We start from the raw sequence: 18,712 nt of genomic DNA on the forward strand, positions 1-18,712 counted from the left end.
GTTAAATCAGCGCTAGTTTCCTGACTCCCAATCCCCACTGCCACCACTCTAAATCCTTTAATCACTGACACAACAGTGAGTTGAGGAAGAATCAAACTCGTTTTCGTAGCCTTGCGCTCATGATGACGACCCCAACTACCCTTATCAGTGATCCACGGCGGCAGGCGGCTTTGCTTTACTGGCAGGGCTTTTCTGTGCGCCAGATTGCCGAGCTGCTGAACCAGAAAGCACCAACCGTGCAGAGCTGGAAACAGCGGGATGCCTGGGAGGATGTTTCCCCGGTATCGCGTGTGGAGAGCAGTCTGGAAGCGCGGTTGATTCAACTGATCATGAAGAACAACAAGGAGGGTTGCGACTACAAAGAGATTGACCTGCTAGGCCGCCAGATTGAGCGATTGGCACGAGTTAACCGCTACAACCAAACCGGCAATGAAGCCGATCTGAATCCGAAGGTACGTAACCGCAATAAAGGGGAACGTAAGTCGGTTGAGAAAAATGTGTTTAGCGACGCGGCTATTGAAGCGCTGAATGATATTTTTCTGGAAACTACGTTTGAATATCAGAAAGGTTGGTATCGGGCTGGCTTGCAGCATCGTATTCGCAATATTCTTAAATCGCGCCAAATTGGCGCGACCTTCTACTTTGCCCGTGAAGCACTAATAGATGCACTAACCACTGGGCGCAATCAGATCTTTCTGTCAGCCAGTAAAGCACAGGCGCATGTATTCAAAAACTACATTATTGATTTTGCCCGACAGGTAGAAGTTGACCTGAAAGGCGATCCGATGGTGCTGGCCAACGGTGCGCGGCTGTTCTTTCTCGGCACTAATATCCGCACCGCTCAGAGCTACACCGGCAACCTGTATCTCGATGAATACTTTTGGATACCGAAGTTTCAGGAGTTGCGCAAAGTGGCTTCGGGTATGTCATTACACAAAAAATGGCGTACCACCTATTTTTCCACGCCATCCAGTCTGGCCCACAGCGCTTATCCGTTTTGGTCTGGCGAACTGTTTAATAAAGGGCGTAAAAACAAAGAACAACATATTTATGTTGATCTCAGCCATAGCCATTTGATGCACGGTGCGCTGTGTGGCGACGGTCAGTGGCGGCAGATTGTCACTGTTGAAGATGCGCTGGCGGGCGGCTGTAACTTGTTTGACCTCGACCAACTTGCGCTGGAATACAGCCCAGCGGAATATCAAAACCTGCTGATGTGCGAATTCGTCGATGATAAAACCTCGGTATTCCCGTTCGAAGAGTTGCAGGGCTGCATGGTCGATAGTCTGGAGGAGTGGGATGATTTTAATCCTTACGCCTATCGACCTTTTGGTTATCGGGCGGTTTGGTTGGGTTATGACCCGTCTCACACCGGTGACAGTGCGGGTTGCGTGGTATTGGCTCCACCGCTGGTACCCGGCGGCAAATTCCGCATTTTGGAACGCCATCAATGGAAGGGAATGGACTTCGCCACTCAAGCTGAATCCATCAAAACCCTAACTGAAAAATACTGCGTGGAATATATCGGTATCGACGCCACGGGCATTGGGCAGGGCGTCTATCAACTGGTGCGGGAGTTTTTTCCGGCGGTGCAGGAAATTCGTTACAGCCCGGAGATTAAAACCGCGCTGGTGCTGAAAGCCAAAGACCTGATCACCAGTGGGCGGCTGGAGTATGACTCCGGCCACACCGATATCACCCAATCTTTTATGGCTATCCGCAAAACCATGACTGCCAGCGGTGGCCGTGCCACTTACCAAGCCAGCCGCAGCGAAGACGCCAGTCATGCAGATATCGCATGGGCGGCGATGCACGCGATGATTAACGAGCCGCTAACCGCCGGTAGCGGTTATGCCCAATCTTCAATTCTGGATTTTAACTGATGAGCAAACGCAAAGGCCGCAAGGCAGTAAAATCAACCAATCTAACTCGGCAACTGCAGCAACCAATGGAAGTGTTTAGCTTTGGCGAACCTTCCGCAGTGCTGGATCGTCGCGACATTCTGGATTACGCCGAATGCATCGGTAACGGCAAATGGATTGAGCCCCCGATCAGTTTCACCGGGTTGGCCAAAAGTCTGCGTGCGGCGGTACATCACAGCTCCCCGATTTATGTGAAACGTAATATTCTGACCAGCACTTTTATCCCACATCCGCTGCTCAGCGCCCAACAATTTAGCCGCTTTGCACTGGATTTCTTAGTATTCGGCAATGCCTTTTTGGAGAAGCGCTTCAATCGCTTAGGCAAGTTAATGCGGTTGGAATGTTCACCGGCCAAATATACCCGCCGTGGAGTAGAAGATGATGTGTATTGGTTCGTGCAATCTTTCCGCGAACCGCATCGCTTTGAGCCAGGCACGGTATTTCACCTGATTGAACCGGATATTAATCAGGAACTTTACGGCTTGCCGGAATATCTCAGTTCACTCAACTCAGCATGGCTGAACGAATCAGCCACGTTATTTCGTCGCAAGTATTTCCAGAACGGCGCACATGCCGGTTATATCATGTATGTCACCGATGCGGCCCAAAGTAATACCGACGTAGAAACATTACGCAACGCCATGCGCAGCACCAAAGGGTTGGGGAATTTTAAAAACTTGTTCTTCTATGCTCCAAATGGCAAACCTGACGGTATCAAGATCGTCCCACTCAGCGAGGTGGCCACCAAAGACGATTTTTTTAATATCAAAAACGCCAGCCGCGACGACCTACTCAGCGCCCACCGCGTACCACCGCAGATGATGGGTATCATCCCCAATAACACCGGCGGATTTGGCGATATAGAAAAGGCCAGTCAGGTGTTTGTGCGCAACGAGCTAATGCCGTTGCAGGAACGAATGAAAGAAGTGAATGAGTGGGTAGGGGAGGAGGTTGTGGGGTTTAGGGGGTATGAGTTGGGGTAGATTTAGAGGTAATTAATGCAGTAACACATAATGTTTGTATCCTACGCGCTACTTATCATAGAGAGACTGAAAGAGTCCCAGTTCATAATCTGCTTCATTGAAGGCTTGTGTAACTTCAGGCTTACTGAGTGCTCTAGTTTTTAGATCCTTAAATGCATAACCTTTCACTAAAATCTCTATATGCCTGAATAATCAATCTTTTAACGGCTTGTTTAATAAGGCCAAAAGCTCTGATGGGGGAGTCTGTAACTTATGAACCTCATCATGGCAAACATTACAGAGAGTAAGCAGGTTTTCAACGGTATTTTCGCCGCCATCAACATGGTGCTCTATATGATGGAGTTCAAGCAATGATCTCGGATCGTTCGGTTTTTTAAGCTGATATTGCCAGCCACAATTTCTGCATGAATGATGGTCTCTTTCGAGAACTTTAACACGCACAGGGTCAGGGATTTTTCTGTCATGTGGCTTGGCTTGTCGATCTTGCTCCAGAAGATAAGCGCCAACAGATAACTCCGGTCGACCGGAGTTTTTAGTGGCGATTGGCCAACCGTCTTCTGTATGTAATTCTCTGGTTCTTCTGGCCCATTCTTTACTATCGTTTGCGAGATAACGTAGTTCTTCACCAGAAACAGCCCGACCAACGTTTTTTCTCAAGTACAACAAGATCTTATCTTTAACAGAGATCTTGCTTTTACGAAGTTCATTTGCCTCGTTCCAACGTAATGCAGCTTCTCTATCTTGTTCAGTGTTGATTAAGGTATAAACATCGGTTTTAAGAGCCTGAAGAGAAGTCGCGTTTAGTTCCTCAAGTGTTACTTCTTGCTGTTCTACAATTTCTTTCAACATTTTGCCACTGAGCACCGCCCAGCCAAATTCAACGCGTAACTCTCTAATTCTTCTTGCGTACTCACTGATTCCAGCGACAACCATCAGTTCATCGCCAAGAATGATTTGTCTTGGATATCTAATTAGATAGGAAAGAATACGATCTCTGGCTGAGTTGCTATCTTCACCGACAATCAATGAGCTTCCTAAATCTCGCAAAAGATGGTTAGCAGGAACTAAGGCCCGGACTTGCTCCCGCAAGGACTCATCCAGCAGCTTGTGTTCAAAATCAGTAATAAGCTCAAGCAGTTCTTTACGCAGCTTTTCCGGCGTACTTTTCTGAGATCTTCTCGCCATTTTTTATTCTTAATTCCATTAAATTTTGGACATAATTTGCAATTTTTTGGGCAAATAAGGGGGGGACCGCATTACCAATTTGCCTTGCTACTTCGGTTTTGGAACCAATAAAAATAAAATCATCCGGGAAACTCATTAAACGAGCGGCTTCACGATGAGTTATTGGACGATGTTTCTCCGGATGAAGATAACGCCCTTTTTCTGGTTTGAAAAACTCAGTTCTGATTGTTACTGATGGCCTATCCCACCACAGTCTGCCAAAAAGATCCGTTCCACCAGAGGCTTTTTTAATCCAACAAGCCGGCGTTATATCAGGGCGATGCTTTTGCAAATCGAACCTGTTACCACCGGGAGGAACGACACGATATCTTTCTTGGGAAAGCGCTGTTGGGTTTCGCCCAAAATGTAAGTTAAGCGGTGCAGGAATATCTCTTATCTCTGTTCCTTCCGGCTCAGGTAAATCAGAAATAGCATCTTTGACTGTAACCCATGCTGGCAAGGCACTATTTTTATCGGGCGAACAGTGAGTTGGTGTTGGAGGGAAAGCAGGGAGTTGGTTGATATCAAACAACTCTGCTTTGACTCCTATGGCGATGACTCGCTTACGAGTCTGCGGAACACCGTAGTCAGCGGTATTGAGTAGGGATGGATTGAGCAAGATAAACCCAAGTTCATTCGCTCTGGCGGTAATATCGGCGAACTCTTCGCTGTTTAATAACCCTTGCACATTTTCCATGACAAAAATGGAAGCGGAGGATTGTTCGATGATATCCATATAGGGTTCCCATAAGGCACGGCGATGATCTCCTGCTCGTTTTTTATTGAGCAGGCTAAAGCCTTGGCATGGTGGCCCACCAATAACTAAATCTGCTTGCGGGATTTCATTTTCTTCAATCCATTCATCAATGTTAGCAGTGACGCCATGGTTGCCGAAATTAGCGTTATAGGTTTTGATTGCGGCTGTATCATTGTCGATAGCCAAAATGCTTTCAAAGTAATTAGCTTGTTTTCCTTTCAGAAAACCAGCAGATAGTCCCCCAGCACCACAAAATAGGTCTATCACTTTGAATTTTTGGATTTTCTTCATTATGGATACCATTGCCTACTACAAGATGGTGGAGATTTTATAGGATTATAGGACAGACTAATACTGTATGGATTTACATGCAAGTCTGTTTCTGCGCTCTGGTGGATTAACTAATCAAGAATACTTCTGTACGACCATATCTGCACCTTGGCACAGCAAATCATTAATTGAGTGGCCGCTAGCAAGTGCAGTAAGGATAAGAGCATGATGGCGTTCAGGTGTTATCTCGACAACGATTTTGCCACTATAGGATTTATAAGACTTGATTCCGTCTCTTTTGCACTCATCCAAAAAGACCGACAGGGAATGTGAGCCTTCCATTTTTAGTTCATCCACGCTATTACCGTAGAAGTCAGCGCCACCATTAAGGCCGATAAATTCGCCTCGGAACATTTCCATATCAGGGTCAAAAGTGATGACCGCAGTGTGTCCATCGATTTTCATTGTATTATTCATGGTGTTATTTCCGATACAAATACATAGTTCAGAACCCATCGCGCGCAATCGTATCCCCGCCACGCCTGCCCGCTTTATAGGGCACTTTTCATGCAGTTGCGTGATCGTGGTAGATCCGCGCCAGTACTGGCTTGGTGCGCTCAAATCTGGCAGCGGATCGTCATGCAAATTCATGCGCTAAATGCATGCATGGGTTGCGAATAGCATCTACCGTTTCAATCAGGGTTTCTTGCCGGTGATGGATAGGTTTTCACCCTAGTAGAAATACGTTGCCAATATAGGCCTATGGTACGATTGCTTTTCTTGGGGTTTAACTCATAAAGCCCTTTAAAGCGGTAAAGAGTCATTCCTAAATTATCTTTGGCTTTTGCAAAAACCAGACGTTTATTTCTCGTTTCTGCCATCCATTTATCAAAGTGAGCCGCTTGGGCGTCTTCGGACTTAGGTATTTCAGTAATGACGTTTTCATCATTAGAGATCTGATTGCTCCAGTGCTCATTATCAAAAAGTTTGGGCAACCAGATAAGTATATCGTCATGGTAGGGGTGTTTGGCTCCAGCCTTCTGGAGAAACTTGTAGTTATGTCCGAAACAGTTACAGGCATCAGTAATCCTGCGGAATGCTACGTTATCTTTCACATCGATATAGCCTCTGCGAATATGAGGTTCGATAGATAGCTCTTTATCCATATCCCAAGGCTCAAAGCAATCGCCTAATGCACTGATCTTAGACTTGATTGCAGCAACACAATCGTCAATACGTTCGTTCATCTGACGTAATGAACCATCAACTGAGATGCGAATAACCTCATGGCCAGTAGCATCGATAATATCGGCTTCTCGGAGATTATCGTGTTCGGCTTGTTTGAGATGGAATGGTTCATCGATCTCAATATGTAGGTTGATGGCTGGGAAATAAAGATCGGTCAGTGCTCGCCCTGATTCTCTTTTCACGTACTGTTGAGTAACAAATTTTATGTCATCGCGATTTAGCTTATGCACAATGCCAGTAACGACATATTGCTCGTGTTTTTTGTTTTTAGTCCTAGCTAATTGGCGAACGACGTATTCATATTGTGAAATCATTTGGCTGCATATTCTCAAGATTTATAGATGATTGATGATATCACCTGTAGTTTATGGTGGTCCAAATAGGGTTTTAAACTCTGAAGGTATACTACTAGGGAATGTCCCTAGGCAGTTGATGCATATCAATCCCCACTTTCTATGGTATAGCGTCATGAGTTGAATGATAAAAAGTGACAAAGTACCCATGTTACTTACCGAAGCTTGGCCTATATCCCATCAAGGGAGCTAACGATTGGGTCTTTGTCACTGTTTTTGGCCCGGAATACGTCTAGTGGCGGTTTAATGTGGCCATCAATAAAAGCGACAGAGACAAAAAAGCGATTACGTTATTCATGGTATTCCTTTCTGCGTATGCTGATGAAAAATGCAGGCACATATTAGCAAACATGAATTTACTATTGGAATATCGCCAGTTTCACGTTCGGGATTCACTCCTGATAAACATTTTTTAATCATCGTGTGCAGTCTGGTGAAGCCTTATAGAACACTTCTTCATGCCCATTATTTGGCAAGCATTCGTCCGCTAAATCAGAGATTAGGTAGAGTGCCATTTCCATTTCTTCATGCTTGCAGCACGCGGTGAGGGAAATCTCAGCGATGAATTGTATACGTGACAGGGCAAGATAGATTTGTTCAATGTGTTCCATATTTATCTCTCCTTATTTACTGTATAAATATACAGTATTATTGTTTCGGGCGATTTCGTTAGTCAAGTACATCAATGTTTTTATGAGACTTTGTTTGGATATGGCGACTTAGCTATAAATCTTTAGTCATGTCTCCCCATGTATCTAACGGTGGATAGTGAAATACCAGATCGCCAAAGTGGATTTTGGCTCCGCGTGTCAGTGCCTCCAGTTCCCACCGTGTAGGCTGGATACCTTTAGCGGTCAGTTCGGCTCGAATTTTGGGCAAACGTGCCCGTTCTTCTTGTGTCAGGCGGGCAGAAGGCGCGGCCTCGCGGCAGTGATACAGATTATATGGGCGCTGTTTATAGTTAATAGTGGGAGTTTGTCCGCGCAAAATTGACTTAATCAGCAGCACATTGCCTTCATCATCCCAATCTATTGGTGTATTCACCGGTGAATAGGTGTTTTCAGGCGGCAATTCTGTCGGTTCAACGGTGGTTACTTCAGCATCGAACCCACAGTTATTGACAGAACTCCGAGGCGCGCCAGAGGCGCTTTTTAAAGTCAAAAGCTCAACGTCAACGGCCTTGGCGACAATACGCCATTGGGTTGAACGGGTTTCATAAATCTTAGATTCGCCGAGATGAGGGGCATAAATGCCGATGACCTTTTGTACTTCTTCGTCATAGGCGTTGAGTTCTTCGGCCACCTTGCGGGCTACCCGAATGGTTTGCTGAGCGCGCGGTACGTTGGCCCCACCTTGTTGAGTGATGTACGCGGCAAAATCACCGGCATCAGCGGCAGCACGTACCGCTTCAACCTGATCATCGAATCTTTCTGCAAGACTCAGGCCACGAATGCGGCGGCATTCGCGATAAGCTCCCATCGTTGGAATGCCAATTGGGTGGAATTGAGGGATGCGCCACGTTGCCGCCCAAGCGGTGACGGCAGCAGCGGTTTCAGTTAGCGGCTGGCCAGTTTCATGATCCAGCTCGCCATCCAGTGCATAACCGTCGATATTCTTGGCAATGTATTTCGCGATATAACCAGCCGCACCACCTTTTTTCATGTGCTTGCATTCAAAGCGATTTTTTTCTGCGCCACGTTCGTCACCGTCTTCCATCAGAGAATAACGGCGCATGATATCGATCACCTGTCGGCGTTGCTGGCGCTCACAAAACAGCATCATATGCCAGTGAGGGGTGCCATCGTGGTGAGGCTCGACCACGCGCATGCCGTAAACTTTCAGGTCGTTATCTTTGAACGCTGTGCGCATCTTGCTCCAGATTTTGCACAGGTAACGCTGACCATCTTTGGGCGTAAATGCCTCTTTATCCCATTTGTGATTAAACAGGACTTTATCTTTTTCATTATTCTCTACCACGCGAGTTGGGTGGTACTTGGAAGGGGTTGTGATGGTAGTAAACATGCCGACGTGTTGCATATTAGCGGCATATTTCTCAATACCGGCGATGGTATTCATCAATTCCATGCGGCGGATTTCTGGATTAGAGATACTGGCTAGCACTTTATCGATCAGATCGATACGTTCACCGGTATCAACATTTTCCAGTTCGCAGCATTTCAGAAATTCCATATTAGACAAACGGCGCGATTGAATATCTTTAATTGCCTGCTTGCTGGCATAACCGGATTTGTGGCGATTCACTTCGCCGACGGCAATTAAGAGTGCTTCCCGCCAACGGGTGCGCAGAGATTTAAGCTGACGCGTCCACCATTCATCATTGACCAATCGGGCAATAGCGGAGAAAGCGTGGCGCATGGTTAACTTACCTTTACGATATTTACGCCAGTGTAGCGGGGTAACATTTAATGACCGCGCCATGCCAGTAATATGGCCATAGAGTTTGGTTTGTGCGCTATCGCTGAATACTGCCGTTTTATCGCCATTATGTTCAGCAATATAGGCATCGCTGAGTTCTTCATAGGCAGAAAATAACTGTGCAGAAATACGGCCTGCAAATCTAACCAGTTCTTTATCATTCATGCCTGGCAGACTTAAATAAGTCTCTTCCTCGCTTAAAAAGCCAAGGGCGATATCGTGTTTTAAACCATGCTTTTGGTTTACGGTTTGAATGCGTGGCCAAATAAGCTGCATAAAGCTGAGGACCAGATATTTATTAGCAGCTAATTGGCCTTGGTGCTTTTGTAGATTGGCATGGCGGCTGATAAACAGTGAGCGCAGGAAATACGGCAGGCTGTTGATTTTATTTAAAACAGCTTGCCCCTGAAGGTATTCTTCACGGGTAAGTTGTCTTTCACGACCTATGGCTTTGCGTGGTGCATTCCACGGATAAGCGCCGACGAAAGTCTCGCGGCAACTTACCGTAAATGGCGGTGGTGGCGAGGGGGCAAAGCGCCCCCTAACAACATGATTCATCAATTAAGAACCTTATTATCAGGGCTTATTTGATTTGTTTGTTTAAAATGGCCTCCTTGATGAGGCCATATACTCATCTCTTGAATATTCCTTGCCCTAAATTGTTTACCGTTGGTTAGCGTAATAAATGTGGTCCCATCCTCTACGATTGACGGATAGATAAAGGCAACGTCCTCAGCTAAAACACATAACTGCCTGTTGTTTGAGATAAAAGATAAATAGGCCATTTTTATATAGAGCGATAATGTGCTGCTTTAAGTTCACGGATCTGCTGGCAGTGGACACAGCACTGCACACCCGGCAATGCGGCGCGTCGTGCTTCTGGAATTGGAGAATCACAGTCGGCGCATATAAAAGCGGATGGCATCAGGGTGTTGGTTCTGGCTGCCGCTATCTGGTGTTCCAACTGGAGCTGTTGCAGCTCTTGAGAGTGATCGAACATATCGGGCATTTCAGATCTCCTTAAAAATCACTCTGGTGGCACTCAAAACCACGCTGTTGAAATTGTTCGGATTCCTGACGCAGCAACTCAACAATTTCATTGCTGGAAAGTTGTTGATTGGCGGCATGGGTAGCGAGACGGTCTAAATATGAAGAGAAACTGATAGCTGCATCGGCTTTAGCCTCCTTACGTGCTTGATTCAGTTGGTGTTGGCGCGCCTGTTCAAGGGCGCGGGTATGCATATCTTGTCCTATGGTTTTATACATGTGCATGGTCATGGCCTTATTCAGGGCGTAGGCAACCCGGCGGGTCATACGCCAATTAATTTAAATACGATGATTAGTTGAAATAAGCGTCAGGTTTAACCGCAGTTAAAATATCCGGCGCATCCTCGAATAAATTAAGTAATTCACGTAATGCTGCTATTAAAGTTTCCCGCCACGGGCAAGCGTTTTCTTCTAGATAACTGGCCGGTTGATTAAACTCTTTGTGACTTAATCCAGCATGAAGAAATAATGTTTTACGCACGCTGATAGGCAGTCGTTGAATAAAGGCGACATTACTAATGGCGTGTTTGCGATATTTAGCAAAGTGATGTCGTAATTCATCCAACGCACTGACGATGCGTTGCCGCTCGTTATTATCCATTTCCGCCAGTTGGAGTAGGGCGTGGCGTTTTTTCAGTTCAGCATGAAAACAGACGGTTGCCCGGTAACGTTCTGGCATCGAGTCGTAAAAGTTGCAGGTATCCCGCCAGCGAGAGCCAGCAAAGTGTTTACCGATAACGGCACGCAAAGGAAGTGGCATTGCGCGAAGGTGTTCTGGACCGAAAGCGCAGCGAATGCTCATTTACCCATCCTCCGATGAGAATCAGTAAAAGTGCCTTGTGGTGGTGCCCAACGGTGACCATCAGGGCGAATAATAATGCCTGGCTTACCTTTACCGTGTTTAATCTCAACGTGGCCAGCATTGTGGCCTTGTTGACGCCAGAGTAATGGAGCAATTGAGATTGGGTTTTGCATATTACAGACCTTCTACGAAAGACCGGAAAAGCTTCCGGTTTGGATCAAATCGACCGTAGTAGTTAAAACCGGTATTGAGTGAAAGCGCTCTTCAATGGCATACGCAAAGAGCATCAGATCACGGACCGCTTTATTAGCGCGGCTGACAATAGCGTCTTTGCGTTTTTTAGTGAGTCGGCTGCCGGATATTAATTGCAGTGATTCGCCAGCCAATTCTCCTGCGGCTGAACTGATTTTGAGAGCCTGAGTTGGAATATCAGTGGCTTTCTGTGGATTTTCCAATGGCAGTGAAGGTAAACGACCCAGTTCAGCTAACGCACCATCCAACAGGGTGTAATTCTGCGTGGCGTGGGTAATACGCAGCAATTCCACGGTTGTCAGTTCGTGCGGCTGTGCCGGATTCAACTTATTGCGCAGTGTCTGGGGATTCATGCCAATGGTTTCGGCGACTTGCTTTATCTCGACAGTATCGGCAAAGCGTCGCAAGGCTGAATCCCAATGAGGGTGTTTGTCAGTTCCATTTGCAAACATGGCGCTAACCTCAATAATTCAGGAGAATTACCGTAATGGTTTATCGTTCAAACGAACATCAAAATTGGACTCAGCAAGTGCGCGTAAGGTCAGTTCGACCATGTTGATTTCAATTTTAGATTTGGTTTTGGGCTTACCGGTTTTCTCACTGATGGTATCGGCTTTACGTTTGATAGTGATTCTGCCGTCTCTAACCATATCAACCACAGTCGTTTTCGCGTGGCCAGTCTGGCGGCAGAACTCTTCAATAGGGAGGTAGGGGTTAGGAATTACAAGATTGATTGAGATCACTGGTTTCATAAGGCATTATCCCCAATGGTTTCGATAAACGATAATCGACAAAAATACTTATTTGAACACTTTTGAGAATGATGATGTTTATATAAAACATTGTCAATAGGTGAACGTTTAAATGAATAAAAAAAATGCTGACAGATATGATCCGAATTCAGGTGGCCAAGAAGCCATGAAGCGAATCATGGAAGCCTATGGATTTAAAACGAGAACCGAACTATCTGATTACACAGGAATTAGTAACAGCACTCTCAATACATGGTGGCGTCGCGATTTTTACCCCGCACAAGTTATGGTGTGGTGCTCACTTGAAACGGGGGCATCATTGCAATGGCTGGCTACAGGGGAAGGCCAGATGTTTGAAGATACGGACAGTCAAATTCAGAAAATTAATTTATTCAGTTTAGACAAAGGGATACTTAGTGATACTGGCGCTGTTTTATTCGACAAGTCATTGCTTCAATCTCAAAATGATCTCATTGCTGTCAATAGCGGAGATAGTACCTATATCGTAAATAAGTCATTTCAAACTGTGCTAGATGGTAAATGGTTGGTTGAAATTGAAGGAATGAAGAGTATTCGCGATTTGGAGTTAGTACCGGTTGGTCGCGTCCGAATTAGTGGCGGAGAAATCAAACCCCCATTTGAGTGTGCTCTGGCAGATATAAAGATCATTGGCATTGTGGAACGAGTTATTAGTAAAGCGTGATCGATTTATGGCAGGCAAGTTAGTGAGACGTCGATGGTCATAAGATCGATACAACTTATGGCGATTAGATTATGACTAATTATACAAGTGACAATATATTTGCTCCAAAACGTGGTGGGCGATCTGCAATTCAAAGGGTAATTAAAGCCTACGGTTTAAATAAGAGAACTGAGCTTTCAGAAAAAACAGGGATCAGCATTGCTACTATAACCACTTGGTGGAAAAGGGATTTTTACCCGGCTAACTTATTGATTGGTTGTGCTTTAGAAACGGGTGTTTCACTACGTTGGCTCTCTCTCGGTGAGGGGCCAATGTACGACGATGCAAAAGGCGAGATAACCTCAGTTGCCCGCTATAAAATTATCAATGGTAAATTGTTTGAAGATGGATATTTGGTTTTAGATAACTCTTTATTATCGGTTGGAATGGCTCGGCCTAAAGTTATCATCTCGGATGGTGTGACCAATTTGGTTGATTGCTCATTTGAAGATATTTCGGATGGGACGTGGTTAGTTGAGATTGAGCATAAAGCAAGTATCAGAAACTTAGAGCTTATTCCTGTTGGTAAAGTAAGGGTCAGCAGCAATGAGCTAAAGATGCCATTTGAGTGTGCATTGGCAGATATTACTGTTTTAGCCCGTGTAGATAGCGTGTTAAAGAAAATGTGAAGCCAAGTAAATAATATTAAAAACTCTATCCTTCATAAATTATGCATATGAATAAATTCAACCCCAATCATGGTGGTCGTGAAGCGTTGACTCGAGTTCTGGAGGCATATGGATTCAAAACCAGAACAGAGCTTTCACAGCATACGGGTATTACAAACAGTACCTTTGGGACGTGGTGGAGTAGAGATTATTATCCGGCGCAGGTGATTATCTGGTGTTCGCTGGAAACCGGAGTTTCCCTGCGGTGGCTGGCTACAGGGGTGGGGCCAATGTACGATGACGCAAAAGGCGACATAACCTCACTAACCCGATACAAGATTATCAAAGGTAAATTGGTTGAAGATGGGCATCTGGTATTGGATAACTCACTACTATCACCTGAACTTACTGAACCAAAAATTATTGTCTCGGATGAAGCGATTAGTTTAGTTGATTATTCATTTGAAGACATCTCAGATGGGACATGGCTAGTAGAAATCGAAGGCAAAGTTAGTATCCGGAATCTAGAACTTATCCCTGTCGGTAAAGTGAGAGTCAGTGGAACAGAGATAAAGATACCATTTGAATGCGCGTTGAACGAGATAACTGTTTTAGCCCGAGTAGATAGTGTTTTAAGGAAGGTGTAAGTACGTCGTATGGCAGTAAGAAAGTTGAATACCGGGAAATGGATTTGTGAGTGTTATCCGGCAGGTAGGGAAGGGAAGCGAGTAAGAAAGCAGTTTGCGACGAAAGGTGAAGCACTGGCATTTGAGCGCTTCACGATGGAGCTGGTAGACAACAAACCTTGGTTAGGTGAAAAGCAGGACACGCGGTTGTTATCAGAGCTGATCGAAATTTGGCATCGGGCGCATGGCATCACTTTGAGCGATGGCAAATCTCGTCATCAGGTTTTGCTCAATATGTGCCGTGACCTTGGTGATCCGCGTGCCATAGATTTTACCGCAAAAACATTTTCTCAGTACCGTGAACAACGGCTCAATGGGAAAATATTACGCGGCACTCGTACCAAAGGCGTAACACCGCGTACGCTAAATATCGAATTGGCATACATGCGGGCGATGTTTAATGAACTCTCCCGCCTGAGTGAGTGGCGCTACGACAATCCCCTTCGTGGTGTACGCCAGTATCGAACCCATGAGCAAGAAATGGCGTTCCTGACCAAAGAGCAAATAGTTAACCTCCTGAAAGAATGTGAAAACAGCACAGTACCGGAGTTGGCTACCGTTGTGCGGTTGTGTCTGGCCACTGGTGCACGTTGGTCAGAAGCGGAAAGCCTGACTCATACGCAAGTAATGCCCTATAAAGTCACTTACACAAAAACCAAAGGGAAGCGCAACCGAAGCATCCCAATCAGTGAAGAATTATTTAACTCTTTACCCAAAAAGACCGGTCGTTTATTCCCCTCATGCTATTCCGCCTTCCGCACTGCACTGAAGAGAACGAACATAAAACTACCAGATAGACAGTGTTCACATGTTCTACGCCACACTTTTGCCAGCCATTTCATGATGAAAGGTGGTAATATCCTTGTATTACAGCGGATTTTGGGGCATACAGATATTAAGATGACAATGAGATATGCCCACTTTTCACCAGAGCATTTTGAATCAGCTCTACAATATAATCCATTAGTTACCTAATAATTCCAAGGTACTTATAAGATGAAACCAAGAGTATCAATTTTAGAAGATGACCTCGCTAGCGAGGGGATTGGGTCTGGTGTCGAATCTGAGCCAGAAATGCCAGAATATGCTAATAAAACTCCATTTGATCCTGATTCTATATCTTTAACAACTAAAGTAGTGTCACTCGATACTGTTTTGAGACGTCTAAAGAATACGACGATAGTACTATCGCCGGAATTCCAACGTGAAGAAGTATGGGATAAAAAGAGAAAAAGTCTATTAATTGAGTCCATGATATTAAAGATACCATTACCTATGTTTTATGTATCTGAAGATAATGATGGTGTCTGGGAGGTTGTTGACGGATTACAAAGGCTTTCTACTATTAGAGACTTTATTCTTGGAGAGGATGGTGATGGGAAAGGATTTAAATTACAAGATTTAGAGTTTTGGGGTGAGTCACTGAATAGTAAAACTTTTTATAAATTATTATTTGACTCAAAAGCAGCTAGAGTTGTGAATAATATAATGGAAACCGAACTTCTATTTACGGTAATTAACCCTGGAACTCCAGATAATGTCAAAAGGAATATTTTTAAACGAATAAATACTGGTGGAATGCGATTATCAGATCAAGAGATAAGAAATGCACTTTACCAAGGCATTGCCACAAAGTTTTTACGCGTTCTTAGCAATAATGAATATTATACTGAAGTAACTGGTGGAACGATTAAGGATAATCGTATGGCTGGACGAGAGTTAATTTTGCGCTATTTAGCTTTTAGCTTATTAGGTAGGGATAAGTTTACTGGCGATATAGATGATTTTTTATCAAATACAATGCTGCATTTAAATAATGAAGCTGAATTTAGTGATCTTGATTGTGCTTCATTGTCGAGTATTAAATATAGATTTGAATTAGGTCTATATCGTAGCTACTTGCTATTTTCATCTCATGCGTTTAGAAAGTCTGTTGCTGGAGCAAGGAAGAAAACTTCTATAAATAAATCACTATTTGAGGTTTGGTTAATTATACTCTCCGAGTTAGATGAAACTGAATTTAAATGTTTAGAAAGCCAAAGTGAATTTTTTTTAGCAAAGTATTCTGATCTTTTCCATGATGTAGATTTCAGTAACTCGATTAGTCGTAGAGGTGGTAGTCCATGGGGAGCCAACTTCCGATATAGCGTGTTGAAAAAATTGGTAATGGAGTTTATATAATGCCCTATTTTACATCTGTAGATTTAAATGCATTTAAATCATTTGTTGAAAACTCGATATCTTTAGGCCCCCTTACAATATTAAGTGGCTTGAATGGCAGCGGAAAAAGTTCAGTTATACAGTCTATTAGAATGACTTTATCTGCGTCAGAAGGAAACTCTCCTTTTTTAAAAGGTTTTGGTGGGTACTCTGATCTTAAATCGAACGTTGCTTTATTAGACAATCCTATTGTTATCCAACTGAATACAAAGTCAAATGATGAATATCGCCTTATTATAGATAAAAATACTTATCGTTATAGTGGTGGAGAAATTGTTAAAAATGCTGAATATGTCAGCGCTGATAGATTAGGACCCCAAACATACCTCCCTATCATGAGTGAAGGGACAGTAGGTTTTACTATTGGAGAGCGTGGAGAGTATGTGGCTGATTATTATAAATACTTTGAGGATATTATTATTAATGACTCTTTACTACATGCTTCAATTTCAAGTCGGAAATTGGAACACCAACTTATGGCATGGATGGGAGAGATATCACCTGGAGTTAAATTAATATTTGACCGTTTAGATAATCATGATATTTCACATCTAGAAGTTGACTCATTTAGAGCTACTAATACTGGTTTTGGTATTAGTTATTCATTGCCTATTATTCTAAGTTTATTAGTTATGTCATCAAAAGGCCCTGTTGAGTCATTGTCTAATACTAGAGTGGCTAATTGGATTCAGCAAAATATAATTAATTCACCTATTATTTTGATCGAGAATCCTGAGGCACACCTACATCCTAGAGGCCAAACAGCTATGGGAGAGTTAGTGACTAGAGCTGCAGCTTCTGGTGTGCAAGTAATAGTTGAGACACATAGTGATCATTTCTTAGATGGTATCAGAATAGCAATTAAAGAAGAAAAAATAAGCAGCCAAGATGTAAATGTTAAATTTTTTAATAAGAATAAATATGGTATTTCTGAAGTTACTGATATAAAAATTATGAAAGATGGCAGCATTGAGAATTGGCCCGACGGTTTTTTTGACCAAATGTATAAAAACTTATCAAGATTATCGATGTAGGAAATTTTATGAATTTTTCATTCGTAATTGACGAAGTTCACTTATCGAGTATTTTTCTAAATGCTCAAGAAAATATTGAGAAAATAAAATGGTATTCTAACTTATGTTCACACTTACCTGATAAGCATGTAGACGTATTCATCACAAGAAATTTACTTTCTAAGAAGTACAATGGCGTAGATAATGTTGAGTTGTTCTATCCGCAAGCAGGCATAGCTCGAGATGAAGCAATGAAGTTCGTATTATATCAAAATAGGAAATTTAAAAAATATGATAAAAATGATTGCATTGTAAATAATGAAGATCTAAGTGCTTATGAGGACTTCCATTGCTTTCTTTTGAAGCATAAATATGTTTCAGTTATTACCTCAGAGGTATATGGGGAAAGTGATTGGTGGGATGACACAGCTATGAATATTTTTAATAAATCCTTAAATTCTATTGTATGCATAAGGGATATAATAGTCAAAATAAATTCAATCAGTGATGATGATTTTCAATTAATTACAAGTGTTATTTTCCCGAAATTATATTTTAATTGGACAAATAAAATAAAATTAGATAATTTCAAATTAAAAGATAGTCCGATAAAGTGGGTTATAAACTCACTCTCATATTTAAATGATCATGCACTGAATGATTATATAAGTGACCCAAGTACTTGTATGATAGAGGCTCAAAAGAGAGGTTTTAACATCTCACCGGAATCAACAAAAACAAGAAAAGCAAAAAGAATGATGCAAGAAAGGAATATTATTATTGCTAATAAAACTGTTTGCTGTGAATGGCATTTCAAGTATTCTGCACATGATGGTGGAAGAATCCATTTTCATTTTGGGAACGATGTAGATAAAGAAGTAAAGGGTGCAACAAATGGATTACCAATAGTTGGGATTTTTGCACATCACCTTAGTATCAAATAGCTTTAGCATGTGGCGACAAAATGGCGGCAGAGCTTCGCAAAACTCATAGTTTATCGAACTTTGTCGTTTTTTATCTAACTGATTTATAAGTAAATTGTTGATTTTGAAAACCTGTTGGATTTACTCTTAATCAATTGGTCGCAGGTTCGAACCCTGCACGACCCACCAACAAAATCAATCACTTAGTATTAACCTCTAATTTGAAATCTATTTCATGGGATATGCTTTGGCGTGATTACTAAATATTTATTCTAGTTATCTCTCATCGTCGATTAAAATAATAAATATCATTTCATTATCATTTTAACTTAATTTTCACCTTGTTTTTTTATTATGGCTAAGTCGTCTAAAGTGGCTCAATAGACTGTCATGCTACTCATTACACAATGAAAGCTAAAATATAATATCCAAGTTGTTTTTAAACCTTATTTTGACTTCTTTAACATATTAAAA

At 42.9% G+C, this 18,712-nt stretch carries 21 protein-coding genes; 9 read left to right on the forward strand and 12 right to left on the reverse strand.

Going from position 1 to position 18,712, the window contains the following annotated elements; translation table 11 throughout:
• Nucleotides 1-119: 119 nt before the first annotated feature.
• Together DX162_RS14755 and DX162_RS14760 are read left to right on the forward strand one after the other, a co-directional pair.
• Nucleotides 120-1,883 carry a terminase ATPase subunit family protein gene (locus DX162_RS14755; protein WP_004392888.1) on the forward strand — a complete coding sequence of 588 codons (1,764 nt, stop codon included), beginning with the start codon at nucleotides 120-122 and terminating at the stop codon, nucleotides 1,881-1,883.
• Nucleotides 1,883-2,905, forward strand: a complete 1,023-nt coding sequence (locus tag DX162_RS14760) for a phage portal protein (protein WP_032821019.1) — start codon at nucleotides 1,883-1,885, stop codon at nucleotides 2,903-2,905. Before DX162_RS14755 ends, DX162_RS14760 begins: the two co-directional genes overlap by 1 nt.
• Nucleotides 2,906-3,097: 192 nt before the next feature.
• Here the strand turns inward: DX162_RS14760 and DX162_RS14765 are convergent, their stop codons facing one another.
• From DX162_RS14765 to DX162_RS14820, 12 genes are all read right to left on the reverse strand, one after another.
• Entirely contained in the window at nucleotides 3,098-4,090 is a 993-nt protein-coding gene (locus tag DX162_RS14765; RefSeq protein WP_004392887.1) for an HNH endonuclease, read from the reverse strand.
• Nucleotides 4,047-5,177 (reverse strand): DNA cytosine methyltransferase, encoded by a 1,131-nt coding sequence (locus tag DX162_RS14770; protein ID WP_172460435.1) that lies wholly within the window; start codon nucleotides 5,175-5,177, stop codon nucleotides 4,047-4,049. The genes DX162_RS14765 and DX162_RS14770 overlap by 44 nt, the downstream gene beginning before the upstream one ends.
• Nucleotides 5,178-5,291: 114 nt before the next feature.
• The gene (locus DX162_RS14775; protein ID WP_004392885.1) at nucleotides 5,292-5,807 is read right to left on the reverse strand and encodes a type II toxin-antitoxin system HicB family antitoxin; all 516 of its coding nucleotides are present in this window, start codon (nucleotides 5,805-5,807) and stop codon (nucleotides 5,292-5,294) included.
• A 41-nt stretch (nucleotides 5,808-5,848) separates the two neighbouring features.
• Nucleotides 5,849-6,718 carry an AbaSI family restriction endonuclease gene (locus DX162_RS14780; protein WP_004392884.1) on the reverse strand — a complete coding sequence of 290 codons (870 nt, stop codon included), beginning with the start codon at nucleotides 6,716-6,718 and terminating at the stop codon, nucleotides 5,849-5,851.
• A gap of 455 nt (nucleotides 6,719-7,173) precedes the next feature.
• Entirely contained in the window at nucleotides 7,174-7,368 is a 195-nt protein-coding gene (locus DX162_RS14785; RefSeq protein ID WP_032821016.1) for a hypothetical protein, read from the reverse strand.
• Between the two features lie 112 nt (nucleotides 7,369-7,480).
• Entirely contained in the window at nucleotides 7,481-9,751 is a 2,271-nt protein-coding gene (locus DX162_RS14790) for a replication endonuclease (protein ID WP_004392883.1), read from the reverse strand.
• A gap of 229 nt (nucleotides 9,752-9,980) precedes the next feature.
• A complete protein-coding gene (locus tag DX162_RS14800; protein ID WP_004392882.1) occupies nucleotides 9,981-10,202 on the reverse strand; it encodes a TraR/DksA family transcriptional regulator in 222 nt (73 codons plus the stop codon).
• Nucleotides 10,203-10,213: 11 nt separating this feature from the next.
• The gene (locus tag DX162_RS14805) at nucleotides 10,214-10,459 is read right to left on the reverse strand and encodes a DUF2732 family protein (protein WP_004708297.1); all 246 of its coding nucleotides are present in this window, start codon (nucleotides 10,457-10,459) and stop codon (nucleotides 10,214-10,216) included.
• A gap of 73 nt (nucleotides 10,460-10,532) precedes the next feature.
• A complete protein-coding gene (locus tag DX162_RS14810) occupies nucleotides 10,533-11,042 on the reverse strand; it encodes a replication protein B (protein ID WP_050413839.1) in 510 nt (169 codons plus the stop codon).
• The gene (locus DX162_RS22310) at nucleotides 11,039-11,215 is read right to left on the reverse strand and encodes a hypothetical protein (protein WP_004392879.1); all 177 of its coding nucleotides are present in this window, start codon (nucleotides 11,213-11,215) and stop codon (nucleotides 11,039-11,041) included. Before DX162_RS22310 ends, DX162_RS14810 begins: the two co-directional genes overlap by 4 nt.
• 12 nt (nucleotides 11,216-11,227) lie before the next feature.
• Nucleotides 11,228-11,746: a phage regulatory CII family protein gene (locus tag DX162_RS14815; RefSeq protein ID WP_004392878.1), complete on the reverse strand. Its 519-nt coding sequence runs from the start codon at nucleotides 11,744-11,746 to the stop codon at nucleotides 11,228-11,230.
• A 27-nt stretch (nucleotides 11,747-11,773) separates the two neighbouring features.
• On the reverse strand, nucleotides 11,774-12,046 hold the full coding sequence (locus tag DX162_RS14820; protein WP_071777710.1) for a hypothetical protein: 273 nt from the start codon (nucleotides 12,044-12,046) through the stop codon (nucleotides 11,774-11,776).
• A gap of 112 nt (nucleotides 12,047-12,158) precedes the next feature.
• Between DX162_RS14820 and DX162_RS14825 the strand changes: the two genes are divergently transcribed.
• The 7 genes from DX162_RS14825 to DX162_RS14855 all read left to right on the forward strand — a co-directional run bounded on the left by DX162_RS14825 (nucleotide 12,159) and on the right by DX162_RS14855 (nucleotide 18,259).
• Nucleotides 12,159-12,749 carry a phage repressor protein CI gene (locus DX162_RS14825; protein WP_004392876.1) on the forward strand — a complete coding sequence of 197 codons (591 nt, stop codon included), beginning with the start codon at nucleotides 12,159-12,161 and terminating at the stop codon, nucleotides 12,747-12,749.
• A 71-nt stretch (nucleotides 12,750-12,820) separates the two neighbouring features.
• Nucleotides 12,821-13,417 carry a phage repressor protein CI gene (locus DX162_RS14830; RefSeq protein WP_004392875.1) on the forward strand — a complete coding sequence of 199 codons (597 nt, stop codon included), beginning with the start codon at nucleotides 12,821-12,823 and terminating at the stop codon, nucleotides 13,415-13,417.
• A 47-nt stretch (nucleotides 13,418-13,464) separates the two neighbouring features.
• Complete coding sequence (locus tag DX162_RS14835; protein ID WP_032821043.1) at nucleotides 13,465-14,043, forward strand: phage repressor protein CI; 579 nt, start codon at nucleotides 13,465-13,467, stop codon at nucleotides 14,041-14,043.
• 9 nt (nucleotides 14,044-14,052) lie between these two features.
• Nucleotides 14,053-15,057, forward strand: coding sequence for a phage integrase (locus DX162_RS14840; RefSeq protein WP_004392873.1), 1,005 nt, complete (start codon nucleotides 14,053-14,055; stop codon nucleotides 15,055-15,057).
• Between the two features lie 21 nt (nucleotides 15,058-15,078).
• Nucleotides 15,079-16,263 (forward strand): DUF262 domain-containing protein, encoded by a 1,185-nt coding sequence (locus DX162_RS14845; RefSeq protein WP_004392872.1) that lies wholly within the window; start codon nucleotides 15,079-15,081, stop codon nucleotides 16,261-16,263.
• Nucleotides 16,263-17,336: an AAA family ATPase gene (locus tag DX162_RS14850; protein ID WP_032821013.1), complete on the forward strand. Its 1,074-nt coding sequence runs from the start codon at nucleotides 16,263-16,265 to the stop codon at nucleotides 17,334-17,336. The genes DX162_RS14845 and DX162_RS14850 overlap by 1 nt, the downstream gene beginning before the upstream one ends.
• Before the next feature lie 8 nt (nucleotides 17,337-17,344).
• On the forward strand, nucleotides 17,345-18,259 hold the full coding sequence (locus tag DX162_RS14855) for a hypothetical protein (RefSeq protein WP_004392871.1): 915 nt from the start codon (nucleotides 17,345-17,347) through the stop codon (nucleotides 18,257-18,259).
• Nucleotides 18,260-18,712: the final 453 nt, after the last annotated feature.

Origin of the sequence: Yersinia kristensenii (genome assembly GCF_900460525.1) — a bacterium.
Taxonomy (GTDB): domain Bacteria; phylum Pseudomonadota; class Gammaproteobacteria; order Enterobacterales; family Enterobacteriaceae; genus Yersinia; species Yersinia kristensenii.

Excerpts from the sequence above, each read along its gene's own strand:
- DX162_RS14855 (WP_004392871.1), top strand. The coding sequence starts at position 17,345 with ATGAATTTTTCATTCGTAATTGACGAAGTTCACTTATCGAGTATTTTT.
- DX162_RS14805 (WP_004708297.1), bottom strand. The coding sequence starts at position 10,459 with ATGTATAAAACCATAGGACAAGATATGCATACCCGCGCCCTTGAACAG.
- DX162_RS14800 (WP_004392882.1), bottom strand. The coding sequence starts at position 10,202 with ATGCCCGATATGTTCGATCACTCTCAAGAGCTGCAACAGCTCCAGTTG.
- DX162_RS14785 (WP_032821016.1), bottom strand. The coding sequence starts at position 7,368 with ATGGAACACATTGAACAAATCTATCTTGCCCTGTCACGTATACAATTC.
- DX162_RS14760 (WP_032821019.1), top strand. The coding sequence starts at position 1,883 with ATGAGCAAACGCAAAGGCCGCAAGGCAGTAAAATCAACCAATCTAACT.
- DX162_RS14825 (WP_004392876.1), top strand. The coding sequence starts at position 12,159 with ATGAATAAAAAAAATGCTGACAGATATGATCCGAATTCAGGTGGCCAA.
- DX162_RS14780 (WP_004392884.1), bottom strand. The coding sequence starts at position 6,718 with ATGATTTCACAATATGAATACGTCGTTCGCCAATTAGCTAGGACTAAA.
- DX162_RS22310 (WP_004392879.1), bottom strand. The coding sequence starts at position 11,215 with ATGCAAAACCCAATCTCAATTGCTCCATTACTCTGGCGTCAACAAGGC.
- DX162_RS14810 (WP_050413839.1), bottom strand. The coding sequence starts at position 11,042 with ATGAGCATTCGCTGCGCTTTCGGTCCAGAACACCTTCGCGCAATGCCA.
- DX162_RS14845 (WP_004392872.1), top strand. The coding sequence starts at position 15,079 with ATGAAACCAAGAGTATCAATTTTAGAAGATGACCTCGCTAGCGAGGGG.
- DX162_RS14775 (WP_004392885.1), bottom strand. The coding sequence starts at position 5,807 with ATGAATTTGCATGACGATCCGCTGCCAGATTTGAGCGCACCAAGCCAG.
- DX162_RS14850 (WP_032821013.1), top strand. The coding sequence starts at position 16,263 with ATGCCCTATTTTACATCTGTAGATTTAAATGCATTTAAATCATTTGTT.
- DX162_RS14820 (WP_071777710.1), bottom strand. The coding sequence starts at position 12,046 with ATGAAACCAGTGATCTCAATCAATCTTGTAATTCCTAACCCCTACCTC.
- DX162_RS14765 (WP_004392887.1), bottom strand. The coding sequence starts at position 4,090 with ATGGCGAGAAGATCTCAGAAAAGTACGCCGGAAAAGCTGCGTAAAGAA.
- DX162_RS14815 (WP_004392878.1), bottom strand. The coding sequence starts at position 11,746 with ATGTTTGCAAATGGAACTGACAAACACCCTCATTGGGATTCAGCCTTG.
- DX162_RS14840 (WP_004392873.1), top strand. The coding sequence starts at position 14,053 with ATGGCAGTAAGAAAGTTGAATACCGGGAAATGGATTTGTGAGTGTTAT.
- DX162_RS14755 (WP_004392888.1), top strand. The coding sequence starts at position 120 with ATGATGACGACCCCAACTACCCTTATCAGTGATCCACGGCGGCAGGCG.
- DX162_RS14790 (WP_004392883.1), bottom strand. The coding sequence starts at position 9,751 with ATGAATCATGTTGTTAGGGGGCGCTTTGCCCCCTCGCCACCACCGCCA.
- DX162_RS14835 (WP_032821043.1), top strand. The coding sequence starts at position 13,465 with ATGAATAAATTCAACCCCAATCATGGTGGTCGTGAAGCGTTGACTCGA.
- DX162_RS14770 (WP_172460435.1), bottom strand. The coding sequence starts at position 5,177 with ATGAAGAAAATCCAAAAATTCAAAGTGATAGACCTATTTTGTGGTGCT.
- DX162_RS14830 (WP_004392875.1), top strand. The coding sequence starts at position 12,821 with ATGACTAATTATACAAGTGACAATATATTTGCTCCAAAACGTGGTGGG.